The sequence below is a fragment of the Mesorhizobium sp. M8A.F.Ca.ET.208.01.1.1 genome (assembly GCF_004791315.1).
In the GTDB taxonomy this organism is placed as follows: domain Bacteria; phylum Pseudomonadota; class Alphaproteobacteria; order Rhizobiales; family Rhizobiaceae; genus Mesorhizobium.
The window spans coordinates 116178-141831 of record NZ_SRUT01000011.1; the positions used below are offsets into that span (position 1 = coordinate 116178).

Genomic DNA, 25654 nt, shown 5'->3' on the forward strand with positions numbered 1-25654 from the left:
CCAGCCTCAGGCGATGCCCGTCAGGCCCCCCACTAGATGCAGCGTGAGCCAGAATTGATCGAGCGTGTTGCGATGCTCTTCGACGATGTTGGTCCCGTCGAACCAGGCGACATTGCCGGCCGGTCCCGGTCCGGACGTCACCAGTTGCCCCTGGTTGAACCACATCAGCGCATTCTTGAGGCCCTCGCCATCGGCCTCCTTGCCGCCGTTCCAGTCGGTGATGCCGGAGCTCGGATCGGTGACGTCGACATAGCTTGTCCAGGCAGCCGACGAAGTCTTCACCGCCGCACCCGTAAGCGCCGTGTGAGCCCCATTCTCATCAACGACCCCGTCATTGTTGGTATCGACATTCACGCCGACAGTTGACCACGCTCCTTGCTTGGTCAGCCACATCACCGCCTCGTCGATCAGGTCGTTGGGCTGACCGACATGGTTGTCGATGTTGAGCTGGGTGGCGATCGCCTGTTGCAACATGATGACGCGTGCGTCACCGCCGGTCGAACTCGATTCGATGGACTTGGCCAGAGCGTTCGAAATCAGGAGATCGTGCGCATCGTTGGCAATGCCGTCGCCGTTGCTGTCGCCGAGCAGCAAATAGCCATCCGTACGCGGATTGACGTCGAGGCCGGACAGAACATGGCTGGCGACGGCGCTCTTGGTGGGATTGCCCTCATTGCCGGCAATATTGTCCCATGCATCCGCGTGGCTGCCCCAGAATCCCTGCGTCAGCGCCTTGTTCGAGAAGCCTTCATAGTCGCTGCTGTCGGTGGCGAGCGGCGTACGCGAATGCAAGGCCGTGTCGACGAAGGCATCGGTGGTGGCCGTGGCGGTGTTGACGTAGCTGCCCAGCTGCGCGACGCCGGTCGCCTGGTAGTGCCAGGTCTCGTTTGTATCGAGCAGGCCGTTCTGGTTGATGTCGCCGCTGTTGAAGCCGCCGCTGAGGATAGCGGTTGGATGGAAATCATCGCCGGCGGTGCCGGCGGTGCCGTTGTCGTCGGTCACAACCACATGGGCGAGCGCGACATTGCCGTCGTTTTTGACATCGTAGGTCCAGGTCACCGGCTGGCCCTGGAAGATGTTGAGGCCATGGTCGACGCCGTTGGTCTTCTTGTCGAGCGTGATGTGCGGATCGGCGCCGGTATAGCCGGAGTCGTCGGTGGCCGTGGCGGTGCGTGTGTGATTGGCATCGTCGGTGAAGGAGCCGGAGGCGGTACCGGTGTTGCTGTAAGGGCCAGCCACGGAGGTACCGGTTGCCGAGAACTTCCAGATCTCGCCGGCGTCGAGCATGTTGTTGTCGTTGCTGTCGCCGATATTGGTGACATGGCCGTTGCCAAGCACCGCGACCGGCGTCACGCCGCCGTCGCTGTCGGTGACGGAGATACCCGACAGCGCGACGTTGCCGATATTGGTCACCGTGTATTCCCACGAGATCGGCTCGTTGGTCAGGATCGTCAGAGTGTCGCCCTTGACCCCGTCGTCGACCGTCACCTTGTCGATCTTGATCTCGGGATCGGCGCCGAAATAGCTGGAGCCGTCGCTGTCTGTTACGGTGACCGCCCCGGCCGAGCCGGTCACCGTCCCGATATTGGCATAGTCGCCGATGACGGCCTTGTCGATGCTGGTGCCGATGAAGCTCCAGTGCTCGGTGGTGTCGAGCTTGCCGTCCTGGTTGGTGTCCCCGACGTTGAAACCGCCGCTGAGAACCGCCGTCACGACCACGTCATTGTGGTCGTCGGTGACGACGATGTTCGACAATGCGACATTGCCGGTATTGCTGACCGTGTATTGCCAGGTGATCGTGTCCCCGGAGAGAACCTGCAGATCGTCGCCGATCGCCGAGCCGTCGACCGTTACCTTGTCGATGCCGATTCCAGGCGCATCAGTGCCGGTGCCGGGCGTCGTAAGCGTGCGCCACTCCTCGAAGCCCCCATTGGCCCCTGAGAAGCTCGAAAACAGCGTCACATAGGAGTCGGGAAAGACACCGGCCGCCGTGAAGTCGCTGACCGGCACGAGCACCCGGTAGTCGTCCGTTCCCGAGCCATGATTGGAGTCAATCAAATACTGGGGGTCGTTCAGGTCAAGATGAAAGACGGTGGTGAATCCCGCAAAATCCGCATCGTAGTCGGCAAGCGTTGCTCCGGCGTTTGAAATGTAGATGTCCAGGCCGGTCAGCGTGATGTTGCCGTTTGTCTCATTGTTGCTTTCATTGAGGTCGAGCCGGAATTCGATATAGTCGACGCCGTCGACATTGATCGACTGCATGTTGCCGTATTGCAGGTCGTGGGTGAAGGACGCCTTGTTGTCGACGACGTTGCCGTTCTGGTCGGTGTTGAAGCCCTCCTCGATACCTGTCGCCTGCAGCCTCAGGAAGGAATCGTAACTGCCGGTGCCCGACCCTACCGTCGTTGCCTCGAGAAGGACGCCACTGCCAATATCGATCGCCATGCTACTTCCTCCACATTGTTGTGCGGTCGGCGGTCGGGCCGCCCCCATCTATTCCGGCCTGATCGCAGCGCCGGCGCGCAGCGTCCGAGGGACGCGGCCGGGCAGGCGAGCAATCGTTCGTGACAAAATCGACGACTTTGAAAGGAGAAAGGTTCGGCGCGGAGACTGCCTCCCATTCGCCGGACACAGCTATTGCCGTATGACGGAACTGGCCCGCCGTCGGACTGACCGTTATACCCACACCCAAAGCCCCAACCCCGACAATCCTACGATTGCCTGGACGTTAATATTTCCCAAACCATATTGCGCAGGTTGCAATGCGTCCGTCTATATAACCCCGGTTATATGCAGGAAAGTCGATTTCAGTTCTGAAAAAGTGCTTTTGCAGACAAGAATAATTGCGTTGCTTTGGCTTAGTTATTTCACGAACCGGAGATTCACGGTCGGATCTACAAAAATTTCGTGATAGCGCCGATGAATCATCCAAGATGAAGATCAGCATCGGCACATCGGCGTGGCATCTGCTTTCAGTCCGCCGCCACGCATTTTGCACGGCGCGCCGCTTGAGGATTAACTAAGCAGTTGCTAATGTTTTGCGCAACCACGCTGCTTCTGTCAGCATGGCCTCACGCTTCGCAGGATGAGGGCCGGGTCGCGATGTTCGCTTCCGGCACGATGAAGTCGCTGATGTGTCACAAAGACACGCAAGGGGAGAAGACGCCATGACCGAGCACGGGCGCCGGCGGCCACCGGAAGCCATCGATGGCCGCACCGCGCCATGGAACCCTGGCCGAGAAGTTCGGCAGCCAGCGAACTGAACATGGTCACGGTTTTCGTCGCCGACGACCACCCGCTGCTGTTGCACGGCCTGATCGACATGATTGCCCGCGACCCGAATTTCGCGGTGGTCGGTTCGGCGCGGGACGGCGCGGCCGCCCTGACGGCCATCCAGCGCGACGTGCCTGATGTCGCGGTGCTCGACATCAGCATGCCGGGACTGAACGGCCTCGATGTCGCCGCCGAAATCGGCCGGCAAGGGCTCGCGACGTCTTGTGTGCTTTTGACGGTCGGCGCCTCTCAGGCCCAGCTTTACGACGCTGTCGCGGTTGGCGTTGCCGGCATCGTGTTCAAGGAGGCCGCCGTCGACGCCCTGCTCAAATGCCTGCACCGGGTTGCCGCCGGAGGCCGGTGGCTGCCCGCCGAGATTGTCAGCGAGGCCGTCCAGAACGAGGCGTCGCGCAGGACGAAATGGCGGAGCCTCTCGCAGAGGCTGACGAGCCGCGAAATCGAGATCGCGCGGCAAGTTCTCGCCGAAAAGCCGACCGGGCAGATCGCCTTCGACGTCGGCATCTCGAAAGGTACGCTGAAAATTCATATGAACAACATTTACCGCAAATTGCAGGTCTCCTCGCGGACTGAGCTCTCGCAACTCGCCGCCGGCCAGATCGGACCGAGTGTCGCGCATGCGGCGAATGGCGGCGCCGCGACGGTCGTGAAGGCACTGGCGGCGCCTGATGCCGGCGGAGGCCAGGCGCGCCCTGCGGCCCGGCAAACGCCAGCTCGGCGCCGGGAGTCCAACAAGGGATAGCCGTCAGGCTGGCGATCACATGTCACGCCAAAGTGGCAACCCTGCGGGACGGACGGAACAGCCCGTCTCCATGAAGCCGCTTAGGGCTCCGCCTTCGCCAGCCGCGGCCCGGTCTTGACGTCGACGATCTCGGGCTTGGCGGCATCGACCGCGCCGTCCCAGCCGCCGCCGAGCGCCTTGTTGAGGGCGATGTAGTTGGTCGCCAAAAGGACGCGGCTCTGCAGCAGCGAATCCTCGGCCGAGTAGAGCGAGCGCTGGACGTCGAGCACGTCGAGAAGGCTGGTCTCGCCCGCCTTGTAGAGCGTGCCTTCCAGCCGCGCCGCATCGCCGTAGGATTTCGCCGACGCGGCAAGCTTGCCGATGCGGATGCGCTCCTGCGCCATCAGCACCAGCGCGTTCTCGACATCCTCGAGCGCGGTCAGCACCGAAGACCGGTAGGCGATGAAATACTGGTCGCGCTGCGCGCGGGCGACGTCGGCGGCCGCCTGCAACTGGCCGGCGTTGAACAGCGGCACGCTGAGCGTCGGCCCGAAGGACCAGCCGATGGACGAATTCTCGCCGAGGTCGCCGAGATTGAGGGCCGCCGTGCTGATGTCTCCCGTCAGGCTGACCGAGGGATAGCGCGCCGCCTCGGCCTGGCCGACCTTGGCGGTGTATTGCGCGTATTGCCGCTCGGCCATCAGCACATCCGGGCGCGACAGCAGGATGTCGGCCGGAATTCCGGTCGGCATCGGCAAGCGTGGCGCCGGGATCGGCTTGCCGCGCTTCAGCCGCTCGTTGAGTGCCGCCGGTGGCCGGCCCGTCAGCACCGAAAGGCGATGCACCGCTTCGGCATAGCTTGCTTCCAGCGTCGGCACAGCGGCCTCGGTGCTGGCCGCTTGGCCCATCGCCTTGGCGACATCGGCCGCCGTCGCCGATCCCGCCTGCGCCATGGTGCGGGTGAGTTCGGCGGTCTGCCGCTGCGATACGGCCGAGCGCCGGGCGAGCGCGATGCGCGCCTGGTAGCCGCGCGCCTGGGTGTAATAGGACGCGACATCGCCGACCAGGGTCAGAAGGGTCGAGCGCAATTCCTGCTCGGACGCATCCACCCCAAAGCGCGCGGCCTCGACACCCCTGCGGTTGGCGCCGAACAGGTCGAGTTCCCAGCTGGCGTCGAAGCCGGCCTGGTATTCCGCGTAGATGGAATTGGCGCCCGATGTCGTCTCGGCCGACTTGTTGCGCGTGATCGAGCCGGATCCATCCACCGACGGCAGCAATGTGCCGGCGCTCTGGCGGTAGCTGGCGCGCGCCTCGCGGATCTTGGCCTTCGCGGTCGCGACATCGAGATTGCCGGCGACCGCTTCCGCGACAAGCATGTTGAGCTGCGGGTCGCGCAGGCGCTGCCACCATTGTGAAAGCCGCGCCGGCTGGGCGGACTTGGTCGGCTTCTGGCCGCTCCAGTTTGCCGGCATCGGCAGGATGGGCGTCCGATAGTCCGGACCGACGACGCATCCCGCGAGCAAGGCCGCGCCGAGAATAGGCGCAAGGAGCCGCCTCGCGGCCACCGAGCCACGTTCAAGACCTGTCATGTGAGAACCCCTTATTGCTGGTTGGCCGTCACCGGCGTTTCGCCCGTATCCCGCCCGGGATCTGGTTTAGCCACCCTGCCCATGAAGATGCGCCGCACCGTGACGAACAGCAGCGGCACCAGGAACACGCCGATCACCGTCGCCGCGATCATGCCGCCCATCACGCCGATGCCGACGGAGTTCTGCGCCCCCGAGCCGGCGCCGGTGGCGATCGCCAGCGGCGTGACGCCGAGGATGAAGGCCAGCGACGTCATCAGGATCGGCCGCAATCGCTGTCGCGCCGCCTCCAGCGTCGCCTCCACCAGCCCCATGCCGGCCGCCTGCCGCTCGATAGCGAACTCGACGATCAGGATGGCGTTCTTGGCGGCCAGCCCGATCGTGGTCAAAAGCCCGACCTTGAAATAGACGTCGTTGGTCTGGCCGAACAGGCTTGCCGCGAGCAGCGCGCCGAAGATGCCGATCGGCACCGACAGCATGACCGCGAACGGGATCGACCAGCTCTCATAGAGCGCGGCCAGGCACAGGAACACGACCAGCGCCGAAATCGCGTAGAGCGACATCGCCTGGTTGCCCGAAAGCCGCTCCTGATGCGACAGCCCGGTCCATTCATGCGAATAGCCGGCCGGCAATTGCGCGACGAGTTTGTCGATCTCGTCCATCGCCGCGCCCGAGCTGACACCGGCCGCCGCCGCGCCCTGGATTTCGACCGCCGCCGAGCCATTGTAGCGCTCGAGCCTTGGCGAACCGAATGTCCAGTGGCTGGAGGCAAAGGCCGAGAACGGCACCATGGCGCCGCTGGCATTGCGGACCTGCCATTTGTCGAGGCCCTCCGGCTGCATGCGGAAATTCGCGTCCGACTGCATGTAGACCGGCTTCACCCGTCCGCGATCGATGAAGTCGTTGACGTAGTCGCTGCCCCAGGCGCTGGACAGCGTGTTGTTGATGTCGGCGAGGCTGACGCCCAGCGCGCTGGCCTTTTCCTGGTCGATGTCGACCGAGAACTGCGGCTGGTCCTCCTGTCCGTTGGGGCGCGTGTTGGCGAGCAGCTTGCTTTGCGCGGCAAGACCCAGAAGCTGGTTGCGCGTCTGGATCAGCGCGTCATGGCCGGCGCCATTGACGTCCTGCAGGTAGAAGTCGAAGCCGTTGGTGTTGCCGAAACCCTGGATTGCGGGGGGCGCCAGAGCGAAGACCTGCGCATCCCTGATCTTGGAGAACGCACCCATGGCGCGGCCGGCGATCGCCTGCGCGGCCATTGCGGGCGACTTGCGCTGGCTGAAATCCTTCAGCCGCACGAAGCCGATGCCGACATTCTGCCCGGCGCCGCCGAAGCCGAAGCCCGACGCGGTGAAGACCCCGTCGACAGCGTCCTTTTCGTCGTTGAGATAGTGGTCGGTGACCTGCTTCAGCACGCGCTCGGTGCGGTCCTGCGTGGCGCCGACCGGCAATTGCACGCTGGTGATCAGGATGCCCTGGTCCTCTTCCGGCAGGAACGAGCTCGGCAGCCGGGCAAACATCCAGCCCATGGCGACGACAATGGCCAGGAACACGACGAGGAAGCGTTTTCCCCGGTTGATGATGCCATGCGAACCGTCGCGATAGGCCGTCGTGCCGCGATCGAACATCCGGTTGAACCAGCCGAACGGACCCGTCTGCGTGGCATGGTCCTTCGGCCGCCGCAGGATGGTGGCGCACAGCGCCGGCGTCAGCACCAGCGCCACCAGCACGGACAGCACCATGGCCGAGACGATGGTCACCGAGAACTGCCGGTAGATGATGCCGGTCGAGCCGCCGAAGAAGGCCATCGGCACGAACACCGCCGACAGCACGGTGGCGATGCCGATCAGCGCGCCGGTGATCTCGTTCATCGATTTTCGCGTCGCCTCTTTCGGCGGCAGCCCCTCCTCCGCCATGACGCGCTCGACATTCTCGACCACGACGATGGCGTCGTCGACGAGCAGGCCGATGGCGAGCACCATGGCGAACATGGTCAGCGTGTTGACCGAATAGCCGAACAGCGACAGCACGCCGAACGTGCCGAGCAGCACCACCGGCACGGCGATGGTCGGGATGATCGTCGCCCGCAAATTCTGCAGGAAGATGAACATCACCAGGAACACCAGCACGATCGCCTCGGCCAGCGTCTTGACCACCTCCTCGATCGACAGCCGCACGAAGGGCGAGGTGTCGTAGGGGTAGACGACTTCGACCCCTTGCGGGAAGGTCGAGCTCAGCCGGTTGATCGTCGAGCGCACCGCTTCGGCGGTGCTGATGGCGTTGGCGCCGGTCGCCAGGTTGACGGCGACGCCGGCCGCCGGCTTGCCGTTGTAGTTGGCTTGCGTCGTATAGCTCTCGGCGCCGAGTTCGACGGTGGCGACGTCGTTGAGGCGGACCAGCGAACCGTCGGTCTGGCTCTTGAGGATGATGTTGCGGAACTGTTCGGCGGTCTGCAGCCGGCTCTTGGCGGTCACCGTGGCGTTGAGCTGCTGGCCCTTGCGCGCCGGCAGGCCGCCGAGCTGGCCGGCCGAAACCTGCGTGTTCTGCGCCTCGATGGCGCTCGCCACGTCATTCGGCATCAGCGCGTATTTTGCGAGCTTGTCCGGGTCGAGCCAGATGCGCATGGCATAGCCCGAGCCGAAGAGCTGCGTCGAACCGACACCCTCGACGCGCTTCAGCGTGTCGTTGACGGTGGCATCGACATAGTCGGCGAGATCGGTGGAGTTCATCTTGCCGTCGCTGGAGACGAAGCCGATGACCATCAGGAAGCCGGTCGAGGACTTTGAAACCGTGATGCCGTTGCTCTGCACCACCTGCGGCAGTTGCGACTGCACCAGTTGCAGCTTGTTCTGCGTCTGCACCTGCGCGGTGTCGGGATCGGCCGTGCTGGTGAAAGTCAGCGTGATCGAGGCCGAACCGGTCGAGGTCGACGTCGCCGTCATGTAGTCGAGATTGTCGATGCCGGTCATGCCTTGCTCGATGACCTTGGTCACCGAATTCTCGACCGTCTGCGCGTCGGCGCCGGGATAGGTGGCGCTGATGTTGACCGTGGTCGGCGCGATCTGCGGATATTGCGAGATCGGCAGCGTGGTGAGCGCGAGCAGGCCGCCCAGCATGATCACGATGGCGATCACCCAGGCGAAGATCGGTCGGTTGATGAAAAATGCTGACATCGTCTCAGTTCCCGGTCGAGGCGGCGGGTTGCTGGCCGGTGCTGGCCATCTTGGATGGGGCCGGCAAGGCCGATGTCTGACCACGGTCCTTGATCTCGCCGGTCGCCTCGTCGATCGTCACTTCGACGCCGGTCGCGTCGCCGCCGGGGCGCACGAGCTGCAGTCCTTCGACGATGACGCGGTCGCCATCGCCGACACCGCTATCGACCAGCCAGTTGTTGCCGACGGTGTTGCGCACGGCGAGCACCCGCGTCTCGACCTTGCCCTGCGCATTGATGACCATGGCCGTCGCCTCGCCCTTTGTGTTGCGGGTGACGCCGCGCTGCGGCACCAGGAAGCTGTTCTGGGCGACCCCCTCCTCGACCAGCGCCCGCACATACATGCCGGGCAGAAGCAGGCGGTCGGGATTGGGAAACTCCGCTCTCAAGGCGAATGTGCCGGTGGTCTGGTCGACATTTGCGCCGGAGAATTCCAGCTTGCCGGTCTGCGCGTAGATGGTGCCGTTCTCGAGCTTCAGCTTGACGCTGACATTGGGGCCGCTGAACTTCAGCCGTCCCTCCGAGATCGCCTGGCGCAGGTTGAGCAGATTGGTGCTCGACTGCGTGACGTCGACATTGATCGGGTCGAGCGAACGGATCGTGGTCAGCACCGTCTCCTGGTTGGCGGTGACCAGCGCGCCCGGCGTCAGCGTCGACTTGTCGATGCGGCCGGCGATCGGCGCGGTGATCGAGGTGCGGTCGAGGCTGATGCGCGCGGTTTCCGCGCTGGCCTTGGCGGAAGCCACATCCGCCTGCGCCTGTGCAAGCGTGGCGGCGGCATCGTCATAATCCTGTTTGGAAACAACGTTCTGCTTCAAGAGGCCGGCATATCTGTCGAACTTGGCTTGCGCGGTGGGCACCGCCGCCGCCGCCTTCTGCTGCGCGGCGATCGCGCTGTCATAGGCCGCCTTGTAGCTCGCCGGGTCGATGAGGTAGAGCGGCTGTCCAGCCGCCACCTCGCTGCCTTCCTTGAACAGGCGCCGCTGGATGATGCCGTCGACCTGCGGTCGCACCTCGGCGATCAGCGACGCCGCCGTGCGCCCCGGCAGTTCGGCCGTTATCGCCACCGATTGCGGATGCAGCGTGACGACGCCGACTTCGGGCTTGCCGACACCGCCCATGCCCGCGGGAGCCTTGCCGCCCTCCTGTGAGCAGGCCGCCAGGAGAAGGGCCGTGGCAAGCGCCGTCCAGGGCGCGAACCGGCGAACCGGCGAAAAGGACTGGCTGGACTGGATAGACATGGGTTGAATGATCTTTCGCTGGAGGAGCGGTTACCGCCTGGGCATCGGATCGCCCAATGGGGGCGAGGCCGAATGCCGGCGGTCGGAGGCGAGGACGGTCGATGTCGTAACGAGGGGCCGCGCGCATCCAAGGGCGGCGTCGAGGGGTGCTTCGAAGCGGCTCATGTCGCGCTCCTGCTTCGCGACTGGCGCGCACTCGAGGATCGAGTGGCTGGCCGCGATGCCCCCGCGTCATTATGCCGATCAGCGCCGACATGCCAGGCGCCTTGCCAGGTCTGACGCGATCTTGCGATCATGATTGCCGTGGCCATTGGCATGCTGCGAGACTGGCAGCGACAGGCGCGAGGCGGCGAAGGCCAGCCGGATGGCGCCCTTCAGCGTGTCGGCCGGCAGCGCCGCATGGCCGGCGCGCCCGGGCAGCGCCGCATGGCTGGCGCGCCCGGGATGGCCGAGCGAAAATTTCGGGCTGGCCGATGCGATCAGCCGCAGCAGCATCAGGGCGTCCCACATTGTCGTGCCTTCAGTCTCATGGGGAGAACCCGGGACGGCGCGATCCGCCGGCCCGGGAAGGAAACCGGCCGGCCCGGGAACGGGTTGGGTACCGGGGCCGGCCGGCGCAGCCGGTCAGGTTATCAGCCATTCCCGGGCTGGGGTGGCGGCATCACCAGGCCATCATTGGGCGGGCCTGCCGGACTGGCTGCATCATCCGGCGGGCCGCCCCAGGGACCGGGGGGTGGTCCGTGCGGGCGTTCCGCCGAAGCGAGGATCTCGAGCTGTTCCGGCGTGAGCTTGGCGCGCAGCTCGGCTATTGCGCCCTTCAGCTTCGCGGCCGAGGCCGCGCGCGCCGTGACGTCGTCGGCCAGCCTTTCCTGGAAGGCGAAGGGATCGGGCTTGCCGACAGACCCCGCATCGGGGCCTTTCGCCTGCGGCCCGCCATCTGGCCCGCCGGTACCGCCCGGACCGCGATCAGGCCGCGGCGGCGACAGCACCGCCTGCAGCGCGCTGGTGTAGTCGCGCCAGGCGTCGAGCTGTTCGCTGCGGATGCCGACGCGGGTTTCGAGCGCGGCCAGCCGGGCGGCCAGCATGAATTCCGGCGGCGGCCCCATGCGGCGGGGGCCAAAACCTTCCGGGCCGAAACCGTGTGGGCCAAAACCCTGTGGACCCCATCCTTGCGGCGGATGCCGAATTGGGCCGTGATCTGGTCCATCCTGCATTGCCATGACCGGCGGCTCGCCGGGCGCCGCGCCCGGACCGGGCTGCGCCGCCAGCGCGGGGTGGATGGCGGCGGCGGAAAACAGGCCGAGCGCAAGAAGTCTGCTTCGCATGACGGTGTTCCTTTCATCCATGCTTTGGACGCCGGGAGGATAGGAAGCGTGTTTGTCTGCTTCGCGTCGGCGTGTTGCCGAAGGTTTCCGCAAAAGGGCAATTTGTTTCCCAATGTTTCCCGCCCCGGGCCAGAAACATTGCGTTGCAATTTTCCATGCCGCTTGCGCGCCGCTCTCCCTATAATCGGCGCCAAGCAAAGGGCACGGCAATGCAGTCACAACCCCACATCCTCGTCGTCGACGACGACCGCGAAATCCGCACGCTGCTCGGGCGCTATCTCGACGGTCAGGGGTTTCGCGTCTCGGTGGCGGCCGACCGGCGCGAATGCGAGCAGAAGCTGGCCTCGGGCCAGTTCGACCTGATCGTGCTCGACGTCATGCTGCCGGATGGTTCCGGGCTCGACATCTGCCGCGCCTTGCGCGACCGCAAGCCGCATATCCCCGTTATCCTGCTGACGGCGCTGAAGGAGGATGTCGACCGCATCATCGGGCTGGAGCTCGGTGCCGACGACTATCTCGGCAAGCCGTTCAACCCGCGCGAGCTCACCGCCCGCATCCGCGCCGTGCTGAGACGCTCGACGCCGGAGGAAGCGGCACCCGCGCCGCCGCCCCGCGCCTACCGCTTCGCCAGCTACAGGCTGGAGCCGGACACGCGCAAGGTGACGGATGCGCAAGGTGCGGCCGTCGACCTCACCGGCGCCGAATTCGACCTGTTGCAGGTGTTCCTCGACCGCCCTGGCCGGCTCTTGTCGCGCGACCAGCTGCTTGATCTCACGCAAGGCCGCGAGCGCGACCCGCTCGAACGCTCGGTCGACGTGCTGATGAGCCGGCTGCGCCGCAAGTTCGCCGACACCGGCGACGGCCCGCTGTTCAAGACCGTGCGCAATGGCGGCTACCAGCTCACCGCGCGCGTCGAGACGGTGGAGGCGCAGGCGTGAACTCGCTGCGCCGCCGCCTCATCCTGTTGCTGGTTGCCTCGATCGTCGGCGTCGTCGGCCTGGCGACCGCCGCCGTCATCAGCGTGCGCGGCGGCGGGCCGCCGCCGGAACTCGTCGTGCCCTGGGTTGCCCAGCAGATGGAGCTCGTGGTGCGGCTGCTGCCGGGACCCATACCCGACGTGCTGCGGGTGCAATTCAGCGACCGGCCGGCCAATGGCAAGGTGGACCGGCAGGAGACGGCAATGCTCAATGATCTGCTGCACCGTCGCGGCTTCGACGCCCTGGCCGTCATCAGCGACAAACCGGATGAACCCGGCCAGCGAGCCTCCATGCGCCTGCCAGACAGCCGTTGGGCGGTCCTGGAAATTGCCCATATCGATCCGCCCAAACGCGAATGGCTGGTGCTAGCCGGCTGGATTTCGCTGATCGTCGCCGGCGCTACCGCCGTCTCCGTCTATTTCACCGCGGTGCTGATCCGGCCGCTCGAAATGCTGGAGGCCACTGTCTCCAAGATCGGTAGCGACGGCGTGCTGGCGCCGGTGCCGGAGGTGGGCTCGGCCGAGGTCAAGGCGACGGCGCACGCGCTGAACCAGCTCTCGTCGCGACTCAAGACCGCCATGGAAAGCCGCATGCGGCTGGTGGCCGCCGCCGGCCATGACCTGCGCACGCCGATGACGCGCATGCGGCTGCGCGCCGAATTCCTCGACGAAGAGCGCGACAAGTGGCTGCACGACCTCGACGAGCTCGACCGCATCGCCGACAGCGCCATCCGCCTGGTGCGCGAGGAGGTCAACCAGGATGCCGTCGAGCCGCTGGATCTGGAAAAGATGGTGCGCGACATATCGGCCGAGATGGCCACGCTCGGCCATTCCGTCTCCATCGGCCATCTCGACAAGGTTTCGGTGCGCGCCGGCGCGCTCGGCCTGCGCCGCGCGCTGCGCAACCTGATCGTCAACGCCGCCACCCACGGCAAGGCCTGCACGGTCGCGCTCGACCTCGCCGACAGGCGCGCCGTGCTCTCCATATCGGATGTCGGCCCGGGCATTCCGCCCGACCTCATCAACAAGGCCTTCGAGCCCTTCTTCCGCGTCGACCCCGGCCGCCAGCAATTCATTCCCGGCGCCGGCCTCGGCCTCGCCATCGCCAAGGAAATCATCGAGCGCTACGGCGGCACCGTGACGCTGGAGAACCGCCAAGGCGGCGGGCTGGCGCAGACGGTGGTGTTCGCGGCGGTGTAATTGCGCGATGCCGCAAGGTGGAAAGCGGCCCAAAGCCTGGATGCTGCCAAGCAATGGGGCCGCGGCCGCGCCTGCGAGGCGCGCTACGACGTGGCGCGCAGAGTCCTGCGGATGGGCCGCCTGCCCGTGGCACGGGCTTTCTTGGCCACCACGGTGGCGATCTCGACCACCTCGCCCTCACGCGATCGGGCGTTGGTGGCCTTGTGGAGCCGCTCGTAGGGCAGCAATTCCTTGATCCGGGCATTGAGCGACGCGATTTCGGCCCGCAGATCCTCGCATTCCTGCCGCTGGACGTCTCGTTGTATGTCCTCCGATGCCTGCTGCAGCGCAAGCTGCGAAAGATTGGCGTTGGCTTTCGAGAGGTTCAGCTTGTCGGTTTCGTTCTCATTGGCGAGCGCGGACAATCTTTCCTCGGCGATCATCTTTTCGGCCACTGCGTCGTCCAGCTCGGTCTTGAGCCTGGCGATCTCGGCGGCAGCCGCGCTGTTCTCGTTCGAGGCCCGCTCCAGCCGCGTTTCCAGGTCTTGTATCTCGGAACGCAATCCGCGCATTTCCGTCTGGCCGCGAGCCCGTTCGGCTTCCCAGTCGCCTTCCATCATGCTGGCCGATTCGGTCTTTTCCGCCAGCTTCGCCTGTGTGGCCTCGAGCGACTTCTGCAGCCGCATCTCCTCTTTCTCGCTCCTTGCGAGCGCGGCCAGCAGTTCGGCGAGCCGCGCCGCTTCGCTGGCGTGGATCGTCGAAAGCTCGTCCAGCCTGTGACGCGCCTGGGTCTCCCGCTTCAACACCTTGTCGAGCTCGGCCGACAGGGTGACGTGTTTTTCCCGCAGCATCTTGCTCTCGCGCAAGCGCCTGTTGGCCTCGACCGTCCTGGCCGTCAGCCGGTTGGCGATGTCGCCGAATTCCGCGTCGCGCTTGGCGCTGGCATTGGCCGCCTCGGCAAGTTCGAGCCTTACAGCTGCAAGCGTTGCGCGAAGCGTCTCCCGGTCCTGGACCAGGCTGGTCTCGCGCTGCTGCAGCAATTCGCACGCGCCGTCACGCTCGCGCAGCTTCGCCGCCGTGTCGTGCAGCTTTTCCGACAGCGCTCTCTGCTCCGCGATCAGGCCGGCATTCGCGAGCTCCAGCTCATTGGCACGAAGAATGTCGGTGTGCAGGATGTTGAGGAATTCGCGCGTCAGATGGTGCGAGGTCGAGATTTCCGACAATTTGCCGTTGATCTCATCCAGATAGTCCCTGGCGTCGTGGAACATCCCTTCGAAGGCATTCAACGCCGCCAGCCGGGTCTGGGCATGGGGCGTCAGTCGCGGCGTGGTTTCGGCGGTGTCGGCGCTGCCCGTCCCATCCGGAACGTCCGCGGCATCCGCAGGCGCCGCGTCGGCCTGGGGTGGCGAGGCATCGGCGGCTGACGCGGCATCGGGGACATCATCGCCCGTTGGCGTCTGGTAGTCGCTGTCGAGGCTGGCATCCAGGGCGTCCGCCAGATCGTCCTGCAACTCCTGGAGTGCGTTATCTACGTCTTCAGCACGCTTGATCAGGTTCTTGAAGTTCATGGCGAACTCCCCTACGCATACTCAATCGCATATTTAACAAATTGCTAATATATATCCTTACTCCCGCTTGTTCCGCAGGGGAAGCCCCTGTTAGCGAACGTGAACTAAGCACATTGGCGATCTGGATGCCGAGCAACCCTGCCCACTTCGGTGGAGGGCTGGTCGGTTGGAGCGGCGCCGACGCCGCCGGACCGGAATTCCTCGCAGCCATGAAATGAGGGGGCCGAAGGACGGGCGAGCCCCGTGGCTCGCCCCGGCAAGGCGGCTCGGGCGGAGCCCGAGACGGAGTGGCATTGAAATGATCAGAGGGAACCCGCCAGCGCCGCGCTCCCCATCTCCGACCGCTTCGCGGCCACCTCTCCCCACTCACGTGGGGGCGAGGAACCAGTCGTGCTAACTCACCCCGCCATGGCCAGCGGCACGGCGCTCTTGTTGGGGATCTGGATGTCGATTTCCAGCGTCGACATGGTCTCGCCGCGGTCCATCGAGACCTGGAGGTAGTCCTGGTCGATCTGCACATGCTTGGCGATCACAGCCATGATCTCCTCGCGCAGGATGGAGACGAGATCGGGCTGGCCACGGCTGCGGCGCTCATAGGCGAGCAGCACCTGCAGCCGCTCGCGCGCCACCGGCGCGCTGGTGCGCCGCTTGAAGAGGTCGAGGATGCTCATGCGGCCCTCCTTCCGAGCAGACGGTCGAGGAAACCCTTGCGTTCGAAGGGCACCACCACCGGCAAATCTTCGCCTTCCAGCCGCCTTGCCGCTTCGAGATAGGCCTTGGCGGCGTTGTTGAGCGGTTCCGACAGCGTCACCGGCGAACCGAGGTTGGAAGCCCTCAGCACGTCCTGGCTTTCCGGGATGATGCCGAGCAGCGGCACCGAGAGGATTTCCAGCACGTCGTCGATCGACAGCATTTCGCCGCGCGCGGCGCGCGCCGCGTCATAGCGGGTGACCAGCACGTGCTTGGCGATCTGCTCGCCCTGTTCGGCGCGCATGGTGCGGGCGTCGAGCAGGCCGATGATGCGGTCGGAATCGCGCACCGACGACACTTCCGGATTGGTGACGATGACCGCCTCGTCGGCAAAGCGCATGGCGAGCTGCGCGCCGCGCTCGATGCCGGCCGGGCTGTCGCAGAAGACATAGTCGAAGACCGAGCGCAGCTTGTCGATCACCTCGCCGACGCCGTCTTCCGTCAGCGCGTCCTTGTCGCGCGTCTGCGAGGCCGGCAGCAGGAACAGCGTGTCGACGCGCTTGTCGCGGATCAGCGCCTGCGACAGCTTGGCCGTGCCCTGGATGACGTTGACGAGGTCGAACACGACGCGCCGCTCGGCGCCCATGATCAGGTCGAGGTTGCGCAGGCCGACGTCGAAATCGACCAGCGCCACCTTCTTGCCGGTCTTGGCGACCGCGGCACCCAGCGCGGCCGTCGAGGTGGTCTTGCCGACGCCCCCCTTGCCCGATGTGACGACCACTACCTTGCCCATGGAAAAAGCCTCCGTTGCCTGTTGTCGTTTGTTGCGCCGTGCGCCGCACGGCTGTTGTCAGAGCCTGCCATCATGCCATCCGAAACCGGTCCGAAGCTTGCGCGCGGCGATGGTGCCTCGGCGTCTGTCCGGGCCGGAAGCGTGAAGCCGGGCGCCAGCATCCCTCGGCCCTAGTTCAGCGGCACGACGGCGAGCATGTCGCCTTCGAGAAAGGCCTGCACCGCCTTGCCGCGCGAGACGCCTTCCATCTCTTCCGCCGTCGTGTACCAGCCATCGACCGAGATCAGCTCCGCCTCGTTCCTGCGGCAGAAGATGCGCGCCGACCGGTTGCCTTGCGAGCCGGCGATGGCGCGGCCGCGCAGCGTGCCATAGACATGGATCGAGCCCGCCGCGATGATCTCCGAGCCGGACGCCACCGAGCCCAGCACGATGACATCGCCATGCGGATGGAAGATCGACTGGCCCGAGCGGATCGGCGACTTGACCATCAGCGTGCCGGCCTGGACCGCGTCAGTCGCGCCGGCTTCCGCCGCCTTGACCGCCTTGCCCTTGCCGGCCTCGGCTTTAATTTCGGCGGCCTTGCCCTCGCCGGGCTTGCCGGCGTCCTTGCCGCGATCCGAAAACACCGTTTCCAGCTTGCCGGCCTCATCAGCCGCCTCCGCTTTGCCCTTGCGGCCGGGAAGCAGGCCGTCCGAAGTCGCCTCCTTGGCGCCGGAGAGCAGCGGCGGCAGGTCGAGCCCGAGCGAAGCCCCTTCGAGCTCGATCGCATAGACCCGGATGCCGCGCGCGCCGAGCGACGCCACCAGCAGCGCGATGTCGGCGACCTCGGGCTTCAGCACATTGAGATCGAGCACCACCGGCCGCCCGGCAAAATAGCCCGGCGAATTGCCGATCCAGTGATCCAGCCCCTCCAGCCAAGCCCCGATCGGCGCCTCCGGGGTGAGCGTGAACGCCACGAACGAACGGGCGCGGAAGCGAATGGATTTTGTTTCGACGGGGGCGGCAAAGGTCACGGCCAGCGAATCCTTACTGAGAGGTAAACGCTAGGGGGCTAATGGTTAACGAATGGTTAACGGGCGTGCGCAACTCGGCAGCTGGTGCGAGAAATTGGAAGGTGGCTAGGCGCCCTGCGGAGACGGCCGACGACAGGTGCGGCTGCCGGGGAAGCAAAATATCAGCGGCGACGCGAAGCCGATCGAATGGCTGCAACCAGATGGGCATCTTCGAAAGGTTTGCTTATCAACGCCACGTCGGGAGGGCGATCCGAGATCTTCTCGGCATCGGCGTAGCCCGTGACGATGAGCGCTGGCCAATCCGCGCGCAGGCTGCGGGCGAAGCGGATGACGTCGATGCCCGAAATGAGCGGCATGGCGAAGTCGGTTACGATGACGTCGAAGCGCTCCGGTTCCCTTTCGATGGCGGCCAGTGCCTGGGCGCCGCCGGAAAACGCCGTCACGTCGAAACCTGATTGCCGCAGCGACATCGCCGTCAACTCCCGCAGGGACTGACTGTCATCGACGAGCAGAACAGTCGGCAACTGTTCCTCGGCCGTCGCCGGGAGACCCGCGCCGGAATTCGTGACGCTACCGGATTCGAAAACAGGCTCATCCTTGGCGGCGTCTTGCGTCCCGCGTGAGCGGGGCAACCAAAGCTCCATGGTGGTGCCGTGGCCAACTTCGCTGTCTATCCTGAGCGTGCCACCAGACTGCTTGGCGAAACCATAGACAGTGCTGAGGCCAAGGCCCGTGCCCTTGCCGATCGGTTTTGTCGTGAAGAACGGCTCGATCACTTTGCTGATCAGATCCGCGGCGATACCTGTCCCGGTGTCCTCGACCGCAAGCCTGACATAGTCGCCCGCGCCAAGCCCCTGGCCGGTGTGGCCGATGCTGCGATTGTCGGCCCTGACGGAGATTGTCCCTCCCGAAGGCATCGCGTCGCGGGCATTGAAGACCAGGTTCATCAAGGCAAGCTCGAGCTGTGCCGGATCCGCATGCACCGGCCATATGTCGTCACCAACGTGCCAGTCGAAGCGCACCAAACCGCCCAGGATCGGCGCCACCAGGCCGGTCATCGTGTCTCCCAGGCTCGACATGCGCACGGCAACCGGCTTCAATTCCTGGCGCCTTGAAAAGGCGAGCATGCGCTGGATGAGATCCTTGCCCTGGGAAGCGGAGCGGCGCGTCATGTCGAGAACCTGGGCCGCCTTGCCGTCGAGCGTCACTTGCCTTTCGAGCAGGCTCAGCCCGGAGAGGATCGCCGCAAGCAGGTTGTTGAAATCGTGGGCAAGTCCGCCGGTCAGCTTGCCAATTGCATCGAGCCGCTGCGATTGCAGCAATTGGCCTTCCAGATGGCGCTGCTCGGTAATGTCCTGCATGGTGCCCAGCAGTTCGAGCCCGGCGCCATTCCTGGCGACCACACCTTGGTCGAAGAATATACGGTATTCCTCATTGGCGCACCGCCAGCGGAACTCGCAAGCATAAGAGCCTGTCTCGTGGGCAGCCGAAAGCGATCTTGTCACCGCGTCCCGATCAGCGGGATGGACCCGGCCGATGCCGAAATCGGGATCCGCGATGAAACGGTCCGGAGAAAATCCCGTTAACCGCTCGACCCCTTTGGAAACATAGCTCGCGGCGTATGGCGCCTGCGCCGCGCGAGCGTGAAAGCAAATCGGCAGCGAAGCGAGGATCGTCTCCTGCCGGGCCTCGGAATGCCGCAGCGCCCGCTCGGCATCGAGTTTGTCGGACGTCGCCTTCAGCGCCCGTTCAAGCAGCAGCTGCTCCCGAGCCGCATTCCGTTCGATTTCTCTCGTCTTTTCATAGAGATCGACGAAAACCATGACCTTGGACCGCAGCATCACCGGGTCGAATGGCTTGAACAGGTAATCCACCGCGCCGGCATCATAGCCGCGCAACATATGCGCTTCTTCCTTGTTGATGGCGGTCAGGAAGATGATCGGTGTGTTGTTCGAACGCTCGCGCCTCCGGATCAGCGAAGCGGTTTCGTAACCGTCGAGACCGGGCATCAGCACATCCAGCAGAATGACGGCGAAGTCTTCCTTGAGCAGAAAGCGCAGCGCTTCTTCGCCCGACTTGGCGCAAATCACTTGCCCCACTCCGTCAAGGACCTCCTCTATGGCAAGGAGATTTCGCTCGTCGTCGTCGACAGCGAGAACGCGAACCGGCAGCGACTTTTCGAATAGTTCGCTGTTATCTGCTTCCATCGCGGCCATGGGCTAAATCTGCCGAGGCGCAATCAGATTGCGGTCACCATCGTCTATCCGGGATGTCCCTGCGCGCGAGCGCGAGCGGCCGACCCAAACCCGCAGCAGGGCCAGGAGCAGGTCGAGATCGACGGGCTTGGCGATGTAGTCGGACGCGCCGGCGTCCAGACATTTCTGGCGATCTCCTTTCATCGCTTTGGCTGTGACGGAAATCAGGGGAATGTGCGCGATCTTCGGCTGTGAGCGGATCCTGCGCATCGTCTCGTACCCATCCATCTCGGGCATCATGATATCGATCAGGGCGACATCGACGTCCGGCGCCTCTTCAAGCATGGCTATGCCGTCCCGCCCCCGCTCGGCATGCTGGACCTCGATACCGTAGGTCTCCAGCACGCTGGTCAGCGAATAGATGTTGCGAATGTCATCGTCGACGATGAGAACCCTGGCCCCAGCCAGATCGGCGTTGTCGAGTTGCTCGGACGCAGAGATCTCCTTGTCGGCCCTGTCGCCTGGAAGAGCCGCGGACATCAACAAGCCAAGCTGGGCAAAGTTGTCGGCACGCGGAACGTCGCTGAGGAGCGGATGCAAGGCGACCTGCTGCTGAAAGGCATCTGGATGGGGCGTGAAGAACAGCAGGCGCGGTACAGAATCGCCGAACTGAGACATGATCTCGTCGAGCATCTGGGCGTTGTCCTTGGCCGAACGGCCAAACCCGAACACCACGGCGTCATAGCCGGCAATACCGTTCCCGTCCGCGTTAGCCGCAACCCGGCCGATGGCGGTGACCGACGTGACGCCATCGCGAATGGCTTCGACCAGCGCCAGACGACGCTCGGAATCTGGATCGGCGACCAGCACCTTGCGCTGTATCCTGAGCGTCCTCGACTGAATGTCGTCGAAGACACGCGTAAGCTCGCCAGCGGACACCGGCTTGCTGGAAACGCTTGCGGCGCCACGGCGCGTGAGAAGCTCGATGTCCTCGGCGCCGGAGATAACGTGGATAGGTATGTTCCTGGTCTTCGGATCATGCCGTAAAAGGTCGAAAAGGACCCAGCCATCAATGTCCGAAAGGCCGAGATCGAGGGTGATTGCATCGGGCATGAGCTTGCGTGTAAGAGCCAGCGTTCCCGAGCCCGCCGTGGAAAGCACGCCTTTCAACCCCGCCGATCGCGCAAGACCAAGCAGCAGCCCGCCAAAAGTGGGGTCGTCCTCCACGATCAGCACCACCCTGTCCGACGGGTCGATCGAATCACGATCGTCGGCGAGTTCTGGCGTTCCCGCCGTGCTGGTAGCCGCAACGGACCCGGCAGCCGGCGAAAGCTCGATCTGCGGTGCAAGACTGCTGCTGCGGGGACCATCGAAGGGAATGACAAGCGTGAAGGTCGATCCGGTTCCAGGCTGGCTTTCGACACGCAACTCGCCGCCGAGGAGGCGGGCGATTTCCCGGCTGATCGAGAGGCCGAGGCCAGTGCCGCCATATTTGCGGCTGGTGGTCCCGTCGGCCTGTTGAAACGCCTCGAAGATCAGCTTTTGCTTGTCCTCCGGAATGCCAATGCCCGTGTCGGTGACGGCAATTGCCAGCGCCTTGGGTAGTGCCGTCGAGCCGTTCCCACGGCTGGTCCGCTCGGCATGGATACTGAGCGTCACGTCGCCTTGGGACGTAAACTTGAACGCGTTGGACAAGAGATTGAGGACGATCTGCTGGAGCCGTTTTTCGTCAGTACGGATCGTTTCGGGCAGAGTCTGATCGATGTTGATCGTAAACCGCAGCCCCTTGTCGGCGGCCAGTTGCCGGAAGGTTCGCTCCATATGCTGACGCAGATGGGCGAGCGGCATGTCGTTGAGCTCGATCGAAACCGTGCCGGACTCGATTTTCGAAAGATCCAGTATGTCATTGATGAGGCTGAGCAAATCCGTGCCCGCCGAGTTGATCGTCCGAGCGAACTCGATCTGCTTGTCGTTCAAATTGCCCTGCTGGTTGGTGGCGAGCAGGTTGGACAGGATCAACAGCGAATTCAGCGGGGTCCTCAGTTCGTGGCTCATATTCGCCAGGAATTCGGACTTGTACTTGGACGTCAGCGCCAGCTGTTCCGCCTTTTCCTCGAGCGCCCGTCTGGCCATTTCGATCTCGAGATTCTTGTTCTCGACTTGTTTTTTTTCGTTCTCGAGGAGTTGCGCCTTCTCCTGCAATTCCTCGTTGGTGGCGTGAAGCTCTTCCTGTTTCTTGGTGAGCTCGGTCTGGCGCGACTGCAGTTCGGACGTCAAAAGCTGCGACTGCTTGAGAAGCCCTTCCGTGCGCATGGTCGCGGCGATCGTGTTGAGCACGATACCGACCGACTCCATCAATTGCTCGAGGAACAGGCGATGCGTGTCGCTGAAGCGGCTGAACGAAGCGAGCTCGATAACCGCCTTGACCTCTTCCTCGAACAATGCCGGCAGGACGATAGCGCTGGCCGGCGGTGCTTCGCCAAGGCCCGAGGTGATGCGCAGGAAGCTCGAAGGAACATCGTCGAGCATGATCGCCCGTTTGTCGGCCGCGCTTTGACCGATCAGACCTTCCCGGAAGTCCACACGCTGGCGGATCGCGGCTTTGCCTTCGGCGGCGTATGACGCGGCCAGTTCCAGATAGGATTCTTCCTCGTCGCGATTGGTCACGTAGAAAAGGCCGTACTGCGCGTTCACCAGCGGCGCGAGCTCCGAGATGATCATGCGCGACACCGTGGCCAGATCGCGCTCGCCCTGCAGCATGCGCGAGAACCGCGCGAGGTTGGTTTTCAGCCAATCCTGCTCGGCATTCTTGAGCGTCTGATCCTTCAGGTTGCGGATCATCTCGTTGATGTTGTCCTTGAGCGCCGCGACCTCCCCGGAAGCCTGGACGCTGATGGAACGGGTAAGATCACCCTTGGTGACCGCGGTCGAAACCTCGGCGATGGCCCGCACCTGGGTGGTCAGGTTCGCTGCCAGCTGATTGACGTTGTCGGTCAGGTCGCGCCACAGACCGGCGGCGCCCGGCACCCTGGCCTGGCCGCCGAGCTTGCCCTCGATACCGACCTCGCGTGCGACGTTGGTCACCTGATCGGCGAAGGTCGCAAGCGTTTCGATCATGCCGTTGATGGTGTCCGCCAGGGACGCGATCTCGCCCTTGGCATCCACGGCGAGTTTGCGCTTGAGATTTCCTTGTGCCACTGCGGTCACGACATCAGCGATGCCACGCACCTGGTTGGTCAGGTTGGTCGCCATGAGGTTGACGTTGTCGGTCAGGTCCTTCCATGTGCCGGCCACGCCCTCGACCTGTGCCTGGCCGCCGAGCTTGCCCTCGGTGCCGACCTCGCGCGCCACACGCGTCACCTCGCCGGCAAAGGAGTTGAGCTGGTCGACCATGGTGTTGATGGTGGACTTCAGCTCCAGGATCTCGCCCTTGACGTCGACGGTGATCTTCTTCGACAGATCGCCTCGCGCCACCGCGGTCGTCACATCGGCGATGTTGCGGACCTGGCCGGTAAGATTCTCGGCCATCGAATTGACGTTGTCGGTCAGGTCTTTCCAGGTGCCTGCGACACCGCGCACCTGTGCCTGGCCGCCAAGCTTCCCCTCGGTACCGACTTCGCGCGCGACACGCGTCACTTCCGAGGCGAACGAGTTGAGCTGATCCACCATCGTGTTGATGGTGTCCTTGAGTTCGAGAATTTCGCCGCGAACGTCGACCGTGATCTTCTTCGACAGGTCGCCCAGCGCAACGGCGGTCGTCACTTCCGCGATGTTGCGGACCTGGCCCGTCAGGTTGGCGGCCATGGCGTTGACATTGTCCGTCAGGTCCTTCCACGTGCCGGCGCCACCGCGTACCTGTGCCTGGCCGCCAAGCTTGCCGTCCGACCCCACTTCGCGGGCGACGCGCGTCACCTCGGATGCGAAGGAGTTCAGCTGGTCCACCATCGTGTTGATGACATCCTTGATCTGCAGAATCTCTCCCAATGCATCGACGGTGATTTTCTGGGTGAGATCGCCGGTGGCGATCGCGGTCGCGACCTTGGAGACATCGCGCAACTGCACGGTCAGGTTGCCGGCCATGGCATTGACGTTGTCGGTCAGGTCCTTCCAGGTGCCGCCGACCCCCTCGACATGGGCCTGACCGCCGAGTTTTCCCTCGGAGCCCACTTCGCGGGCGACACGCGTGACTTCGGAGGCGAATGAGTTGAGCTGGTCCACCATCGTGTTGACGGTGTTCTTGAGCTCCAGGATTTCGCCCTTCACGTCGACTGTGATCTTCTTGGAAAGATCCCCGCGCGCAACGGCCGTGGTCACATCGGCAATGTTGCGCACTTGCCCGGTGAGATTGGCCGCCATCAGATTGACGTTGTCGGTCAGGTCCTTCCAGGTGCCTCCGACCCCTCGGACTTCTGCCTGGCCGCCCAGCTTTCCCTCGGTGCCGACTTCGCGCGCGACACGCGTCACCTCCGAGGCGAAGGAATTCAGCTGATCCACCATCGTGTTGATGGTGTTCTTGAGTTCCAGGATCTCGCCCTTCACGTCGACCGTGATCTTCTTCGACAGATCACCCAGAGCCACCGCGGTGGTCACTTCGGCGATGTTGCGCACCTGGCCGGTCAGGTTGGCCGCCATTGAATTGACGTTGTCGGTCAAATCTTTCCAGGTTCCGGCGACACCCCGCACCTGAGCCTGGCCGCCGAGCTTTCCCTCCGTGCCGACCTCGCGCGCAACGCGCGTCACCTCGCCGGCAAACGAGTTGAGCTGGTCGACCATCGTATTGATGGTGGACTTCAGCTCCAAAATCTCGCCCTTCACGTCGACGGTGATCTTCTTCGACAGGTCGCCGAGCGCCACCGCGGTCGTCACATCGGCGATATTGCGGACCTGGCCGGTCAAGTTGGCGGCCATCAGGTTCACGCTGTCCGTCAGGTCCTTCCAGGTGCCACCCACGCCCTCGACGCGGGCTTGGCCGCCGAGTTTCCCCTCGGTGCCGACTTCGCGCGCGACGCGCGTCACCTCGCCGGCAAACGAGTTGAGCTGGTCGACCATGGTATTGATGGTCGACTTCAGCTCCAGGATCTCGCCCTTCACGTCGACGGTGATCTTCTTTGACAAGTCACCCGACGCGACGGCCGTAGTCACCTCCGCGATGTTGCGCACCTGGCTCGTCAGATTGGTCGCCATCGCGTTCACATTGTCGGTCAGATCCTTCCAGGTGCCTGCCACGCCCTTGACCCGCGCCTGTCCACCAAGTTTGCCCTCGGTGCCGACCTCGCGCGCCACTCGTGTCACCTCCGAAGTGAACGAGGCGAGTTGCTCAACCATTGTGTTGACGATTTTGCCGATCCGCAGGAATTCGCCGCGCAGCGGCCTCCCGTCGATCTACACCATCATGGTCTGGGACAGATCGCCCTTGGCAACGGCGCCGATGACCCGGGCAACCTCGGCGGTCGGCTGCACCATGTCCTCGATCAGGTCGTTGACCGACCGAACACTGGATTCCCAGCTGCCTTTGGCGTTCCTGACATGGCCGCGCTCGCTTATGCGCCCATCTTTGCCGACCACCCGGCTGAGCCGCGCGAATTCACGCGTCACCTGGTCATTGAGTTCGACAATTTGGTTGAACGTATCTGCGATTTCGCCACTCAGCCCGTCATAGACGTTTTCGATGCGGACGGAAAAATCTCCGTTTCGAAATGCCTTGAGAGCGCCGAGTATTTGCCGAGAATCCAGATGTTCCTTTGGTAACCGAGATACGCCCAAAAACCCCTCCCCACGCGGACCCCATGGCCAGACCAAGCCGAAAGCCCAAACGCGCGGAAGCTTGTTTTGTTCCACACGAGTTTCACGCCGCTTGGCGGCGTCGCA

14 protein-coding genes and 1 pseudogene are annotated in these 25654 nt (G+C 64.3%); 3 read left to right on the forward strand and 12 right to left on the reverse strand.

Annotated features, from left to right (window positions below):
• Positions 1 to 6 precede the first annotated feature (6 nt).
• Positions 7 to 2445: a hypothetical protein gene (locus EN851_RS30720; protein ID WP_189521964.1), complete on the reverse strand. Its 2439-nt coding sequence runs from the start codon at positions 2443 to 2445 to the stop codon at positions 7 to 9.
• A gap of 820 nt (positions 2446 to 3265) precedes the next feature.
• Here EN851_RS30720 and EN851_RS30730 point away from each other — a divergent pair.
• On the forward strand, positions 3266 to 4033 hold the full coding sequence (locus EN851_RS30730) for a response regulator transcription factor (protein WP_189521965.1): 768 nt from the start codon (positions 3266 to 3268) through the stop codon (positions 4031 to 4033).
• 80 nt (positions 4034 to 4113) lie between these two features.
• Here EN851_RS30730 and EN851_RS30735 read toward each other — a convergent pair whose 3' ends face one another.
• The 5 genes from EN851_RS30735 to EN851_RS30755 form a co-directional block, all read right to left on the reverse strand.
• Complete coding sequence (locus EN851_RS30735; protein WP_135930686.1) at positions 4114 to 5601, reverse strand: efflux transporter outer membrane subunit; 1488 nt, start codon at positions 5599 to 5601, stop codon at positions 4114 to 4116.
• A gap of 11 nt (positions 5602 to 5612) precedes the next feature.
• Positions 5613 to 8768, reverse strand: coding sequence for an efflux RND transporter permease subunit (locus tag EN851_RS30740; RefSeq protein WP_135930687.1), 3156 nt, complete (start codon positions 8766 to 8768; stop codon positions 5613 to 5615).
• 4 nt (positions 8769 to 8772) lie between these two features.
• Positions 8773 to 10047: an efflux RND transporter periplasmic adaptor subunit gene (locus EN851_RS30745; RefSeq protein WP_127280376.1), complete on the reverse strand. Its 1275-nt coding sequence runs from the start codon at positions 10045 to 10047 to the stop codon at positions 8773 to 8775.
• Positions 10048 to 10290: 243 nt separating this feature from the next.
• Positions 10291 to 10557, reverse strand: a complete 267-nt coding sequence (locus EN851_RS30750; protein ID WP_135916798.1) for a hypothetical protein — start codon at positions 10555 to 10557, stop codon at positions 10291 to 10293.
• A gap of 122 nt (positions 10558 to 10679) precedes the next feature.
• Entirely contained in the window at positions 10680 to 11372 is a 693-nt protein-coding gene (locus EN851_RS30755) for a hypothetical protein (RefSeq protein WP_127279935.1), read from the reverse strand.
• A 209-nt stretch (positions 11373 to 11581) separates the two neighbouring features.
• On the opposite strand from EN851_RS30755, the gene EN851_RS30760 reads away from it, so the two are divergent.
• Complete coding sequence (locus EN851_RS30760; RefSeq protein ID WP_127279936.1) at positions 11582 to 12310, forward strand: response regulator transcription factor; 729 nt, start codon at positions 11582 to 11584, stop codon at positions 12308 to 12310.
• Complete coding sequence (locus tag EN851_RS30765; RefSeq protein WP_127279937.1) at positions 12307 to 13548, forward strand: ATP-binding protein; 1242 nt, start codon at positions 12307 to 12309, stop codon at positions 13546 to 13548. The genes EN851_RS30760 and EN851_RS30765 overlap by 4 nt, the downstream gene beginning before the upstream one ends.
• Before the next feature lie 83 nt (positions 13549 to 13631).
• Here EN851_RS30765 and EN851_RS30770 read toward each other — a convergent pair whose 3' ends face one another.
• From EN851_RS30770 to EN851_RS30795, 6 genes and pseudogenes are all read right to left on the reverse strand, one after another.
• On the reverse strand, positions 13632 to 15095 hold the full coding sequence (locus tag EN851_RS30770) for a hypothetical protein (RefSeq protein WP_135919423.1): 1464 nt from the start codon (positions 15093 to 15095) through the stop codon (positions 13632 to 13634).
• 398 nt (positions 15096 to 15493) lie between these two features.
• Entirely contained in the window at positions 15494 to 15766 is a 273-nt protein-coding gene (minE, locus tag EN851_RS30775) for a cell division topological specificity factor MinE (RefSeq protein ID WP_023774842.1), read from the reverse strand.
• Positions 15763 to 16578 carry a septum site-determining protein MinD gene (gene minD / locus EN851_RS30780; protein WP_127870298.1) on the reverse strand — a complete coding sequence of 272 codons (816 nt, stop codon included), beginning with the start codon at positions 16576 to 16578 and terminating at the stop codon, positions 15763 to 15765. Before minD ends, minE begins: the two co-directional genes overlap by 4 nt.
• 170 nt (positions 16579 to 16748) lie before the next feature.
• Positions 16749 to 17591, reverse strand: coding sequence for a septum site-determining protein MinC (minC, locus tag EN851_RS30785; protein WP_127280144.1), 843 nt, complete (start codon positions 17589 to 17591; stop codon positions 16749 to 16751).
• A gap of 161 nt (positions 17592 to 17752) precedes the next feature.
• Complete coding sequence (locus EN851_RS30790; RefSeq protein ID WP_135866026.1) at positions 17753 to 19807, reverse strand: response regulator; 2055 nt, start codon at positions 19805 to 19807, stop codon at positions 17753 to 17755.
• 3 nt (positions 19808 to 19810) lie between these two features.
• Positions 19811 to 25549, reverse strand: a pseudogene (locus EN851_RS30795) (HAMP domain-containing protein).
• Between the last annotated feature and the right edge of the window lie 105 nt (positions 25550 to 25654).

Excerpts from the sequence above, each read along its gene's own strand:
- EN851_RS30720 (WP_189521964.1), bottom strand. The coding sequence starts at position 2,445 with ATGGCGATCGATATTGGCAGTGGCGTCCTTCTCGAGGCAACGACGGTA.
- EN851_RS30730 (WP_189521965.1), top strand. The coding sequence starts at position 3,266 with ATGGTCACGGTTTTCGTCGCCGACGACCACCCGCTGCTGTTGCACGGC.
- EN851_RS30735 (WP_135930686.1), bottom strand. The coding sequence starts at position 5,601 with ATGACAGGTCTTGAACGTGGCTCGGTGGCCGCGAGGCGGCTCCTTGCG.
- EN851_RS30740 (WP_135930687.1), bottom strand. The coding sequence starts at position 8,768 with ATGTCAGCATTTTTCATCAACCGACCGATCTTCGCCTGGGTGATCGCC.
- EN851_RS30745 (WP_127280376.1), bottom strand. The coding sequence starts at position 10,047 with ATGTCTATCCAGTCCAGCCAGTCCTTTTCGCCGGTTCGCCGGTTCGCG.
- EN851_RS30750 (WP_135916798.1), bottom strand. The coding sequence starts at position 10,557 with ATGTGGGACGCCCTGATGCTGCTGCGGCTGATCGCATCGGCCAGCCCG.
- EN851_RS30755 (WP_127279935.1), bottom strand. The coding sequence starts at position 11,372 with ATGCGAAGCAGACTTCTTGCGCTCGGCCTGTTTTCCGCCGCCGCCATC.
- EN851_RS30760 (WP_127279936.1), top strand. The coding sequence starts at position 11,582 with ATGCAGTCACAACCCCACATCCTCGTCGTCGACGACGACCGCGAAATC.
- EN851_RS30770 (WP_135919423.1), bottom strand. The coding sequence starts at position 15,095 with ATGAACTTCAAGAACCTGATCAAGCGTGCTGAAGACGTAGATAACGCA.
- minE (WP_023774842.1), bottom strand. The coding sequence starts at position 15,766 with ATGAGCATCCTCGACCTCTTCAAGCGGCGCACCAGCGCGCCGGTGGCG.
- minD (WP_127870298.1), bottom strand. The coding sequence starts at position 16,578 with ATGGGCAAGGTAGTGGTCGTCACATCGGGCAAGGGGGGCGTCGGCAAG.
- EN851_RS30790 (WP_135866026.1), bottom strand. The coding sequence starts at position 19,807 with ATGGCCGCGATGGAAGCAGATAACAGCGAACTATTCGAAAAGTCGCTG.